This window comes from Aeromonas sp. QDB25 (genome assembly GCF_027707725.1).
In the GTDB taxonomy this organism is placed as follows: Bacteria; Pseudomonadota; Gammaproteobacteria; order Enterobacterales; family Aeromonadaceae; genus Aeromonas; species Aeromonas caviae.
This window is the reverse complement of the sequence record NZ_JAPCIZ010000150.1, coordinates 1-3,614: the sequence shown is the minus strand read 5'-3', so window position 1 is coordinate 3,614 and position 3,614 is coordinate 1. Positions and strand designations below refer to the sequence as shown.

Annotated in this window: 3 protein-coding genes; all 3 read right to left on the bottom strand. The window is 40.1% G+C overall.

Features of this window, described 5'->3' with window-relative positions; genetic code table 11:
• Positions 1 to 106: 106 nt before the first annotated feature.
• Positions 107 to 943 (bottom strand): Coenzyme F420 hydrogenase/dehydrogenase, beta subunit C-terminal domain, encoded by an 837-nt coding sequence (locus tag PG883_RS22790; RefSeq protein ID WP_270808334.1) that lies wholly within the window; start codon positions 941 to 943, stop codon positions 107 to 109.
• Positions 936 to 2,471 (bottom strand): hypothetical protein, encoded by a 1,536-nt coding sequence (locus PG883_RS22785; RefSeq protein ID WP_216986856.1) that lies wholly within the window; start codon positions 2,469 to 2,471, stop codon positions 936 to 938. Before PG883_RS22785 ends, PG883_RS22790 begins: the two co-directional genes overlap by 8 nt.
• A 107-nt stretch (positions 2,472 to 2,578) precedes the next feature.
• The gene (locus PG883_RS22780; protein WP_270808329.1) at positions 2,579 to 3,478 is read right to left on the bottom strand and encodes an exopolysaccharide biosynthesis polyprenyl glycosylphosphotransferase; all 900 of its coding nucleotides are present in this window, start codon (positions 3,476 to 3,478) and stop codon (positions 2,579 to 2,581) included.
• Positions 3,479 to 3,614: the final 136 nt, after the last annotated feature.

The window sequence follows — 3,614 nt, the reverse complement described above, 5'->3', positions numbered from 1 at the left end:
AAGAGCAGAAGTTATCATGATCGTTACCATGTTAGGAGGTCACATGGAAGATCAGATCCTGGAAAACGGGAATGGTTCCGTTCAGGGCGCTACTTGTGTATAAGAGTCAGGTCCCCCACATATCACCAACTGAGCGCATCTTTACAGTATGCTTCTCATTTTTAGCATCAAGGCAGCCATAAGAATAATCACTGGCTGAGCTGCTATGCTCCTTGATCCGAAACTCTGGCTGGCTAAATTCAGATGCAGAAACACCAGTTTTACTGGCTAGGTATTCCGCAAAAAATGTACTCTTTACACCACCACAAATAATACCAATCAAGAATGCCACTTTATCTCTAATTTCAGGATCTTGCACTTGCATTAATCTAATAGCTTTTATAAAACAAGCAACACCAACAATCGCAACCTTACCATCCAAATGTTGTATTTTCCTGAGGACCTCAGCCATTGTCACTGGATAGTATTTTGTTTTTGCGGCTTGACCTACTTGTTCAATTGAACTACTAATAACATACTCATAATGAGTAGAAGCACTTGAAGCTGTTTTCACTGAAATAACATGCTGTATTTCACCACGACGCATCAACTCAGAAAGCGTGTAAGTAGCGATCCCACCAGAAGATGACGTTAACCGATGTTCAACTGAATGACCGGCATAGGTATTTATGTATCTACCAATTTTCCTATTATTATTATCAGCCTCAATTAAAAATAAGGCAGCAATCTCATTCTCTGTTCGTACTTGTTCATCAGGATTGGGATTGAACGGGCAAACTTTTATACTATCATCAAAAACATCTTCTTTGACATCTGCCACATAAAAACCATAATCATTAATTCTCATTTTTATTGCATTATTCTTAGACTTTGCTGCACACGCACCACAGCCAATACACATATCATTTTCAACAACAGCTTGAATCATCGCACTACTATTCATCTTTACGCCCAACTTGATAGAATCTATTTAGCCTATAACTTAAAAACTGTTGTTCTTTTCGATCAATGCCAAATACCAATATACAAATGACTATCACGAGCCAATATATTGTACAGGAGTAAACCAAGTCCCAAAAAAGAGAGTTATCTAAAATAGGGACTTTATATAGCAAAAAAATCGAGGGAAGGAAAACAAGCCCAACACGACATATCAAGTTATATGTATTGTATGCTATCTCAGGAAAAATTTTCGATAACAAAATGACCCGAAATAAGAAGGCAACAAGAGAAATAAATATGCTTACAAGCATTGTTACGTTAGCATCAAATCCATTCCTCAATAAAATATATGAGCATGGCAAGTTACACATAATAACAAGCCCTACAACAACCTGATACCTTCTGATATTTCCTGTTGCTTGGAAAGCCGTCATTAATGTTCCTGATATCGATATTATCAATGAATCAATTACAACTAATCGACAAAATTCTGATGCATACTTTGGGACAGTGCCCAACCATAAGCCTAACACCGATTCTGTCTTCAAAAGAAAGGGTACTGCAAGGATATATAATAGAAAGAAAGAATATCTTGCTCCAGAAAAAACAAGCTGCAGCATGTATTGATAGTTTTCATTTGCATAAGACTTTATTATCTGAGGATTTATAGCCATTTGCAAACTACTAACGAAGCCCATTACAGCACTATTTACTTGATATGCAATGGCTCGAGCAGCATTAACTGTTGCGCCAAAAAATATATTTAAAAGAATATTCACACCTTGATTGGTAATCACTGAAGCCAAATTCCCAAACAAGTTCCAACCAGTATAGCTAAAGAGTGTTTTAAATAAAAACGAGTCCCAATACAAACTATAACATGACTCAGCAATACGCTTTTTCGCATAGATATAATAGCTAAGAGTAATTATAAGACTAACTAAAGCAAGTAATTGCGCATAATATGCCAATGGATCCCCTGCCAATTTTGGCAACAAAAAAACAACTATTAACTTTAATGTGACATCAATAATGCTAATGTATGCAAAAGCGCTCATTTTTTCATTTGCGATTATTAATGCATTATATGGAACACTGAGAATGGTACAGCAAAATGAAAACAGCGCACAATGATACACCCAGTTTGCAACTAATATTCGCTCTGCAGGAATTGTCAACTGAGTGTTGATAAACCATAATCCAACAGTTTCACCTAAAAACACCACAATCAATATTATTAAAACATGAATATTCACACTCATCTTAAAAACATTCGCAAGCTGGTTTCTATCACCTTTGCCTAGTTCGAATGACAAAAACCGTTGAGTTGCAGAAGACATGGCCCCACTCAAAAAGGCCATCATGGTTACTACACCACCAACGACATTGTAAATACCGAAGTCCTCTACACCGAGAACGTTGAGTATCACTCTGGACGTGTATAGTGTGACGACCAATGTGAGTATCATTCTAAAATAGAGAAACAATGAGTTTTTAACTATGCGGCTATGCTTTTTTTTGTTATCCATTAATATAGTTTTCCTTGCGCCACATTAGACTATTCATAAGGTGGCCCGGCTTTATAACTCTCCGTTAATTAGCCAAAATATATCTAAAACGGTTTTTATAAGAAAGGCTACCGACCCATGCCAAACAGCACAGTCTTGACTGTCAGCAGCAGGATCTTGATATCCAACAGCAGGCTTTGATGCTTGATATAGAAGATGTCGTATTTATGTTTCCACACGGCATCTTCAATAGATGCCCCGTAGGGGTATTTGACCTGGGCCAGGCCGGTAATGCCGGGCTTGACCGCATGGCGGAAACGATAATATGGAATGACCGTTTCCAACTCTTTGATAAACACTTCCCTTTCTGGTCTCGGACCAACCAGTGACATTTCACTTTTAAAGACGTTGATCAGTTGCGGTAGTTCATCAATACGGGTCTTGCGAATGAAGCGGCCAACACGAGTGACTCGGGCGTCATTCTTGCTTGCCCATTGAGCACCATTTTTTTCGGCATCGTTTCGCATAGAACGGAACTTGATGACGTCGAATTCCTGGTTGAACTGGCCAACACGGGCTTGACGATAAAAGATGGGGCCTGGTGATTCCAGTTTGATGGCCAGCGCAGCAAGCAAGCCAATGGGAATGGCAACCAGACTGAGCGCAATGGCAGAGACCAGATCCAGCGCACGCTTGACAATGCGATTGGATGGACGGGAGAGGATGGAGAAAGATTTCATGTGCAGGAAGTAGCCGCTGTGCAACAACTCCACTTCTGTACGTCCGAAACGTCGGTCCAGATAACTGACCAGCGGTTCAACGTAGGCGCCATACTTGGTGGCCAACACCAGCATTGCGGCCAGTTCATCGGGAAGGTCACCACTCTTGTAATGCACAAGGGTTTTGCCTTTTAGCTGGGACATGTCCGTCACATTGAAATGCAACGTGAACGGATAATCGACTAGCACTCGCTCAATAAGAGCCTTGTCACTATCACTACAATACACATAAAGCTCATCACTTTTCATGTGAACTCGCTTCAGCTCACGTATGAGACTGACTCTTATACACAAGTAGCGCCCTGAACGGAACCATTCCCGTTTTCCAGGATCTGATCTTCCATGTGACCTCCTAACATGGTAACGATCATGATAACTTCTGCTC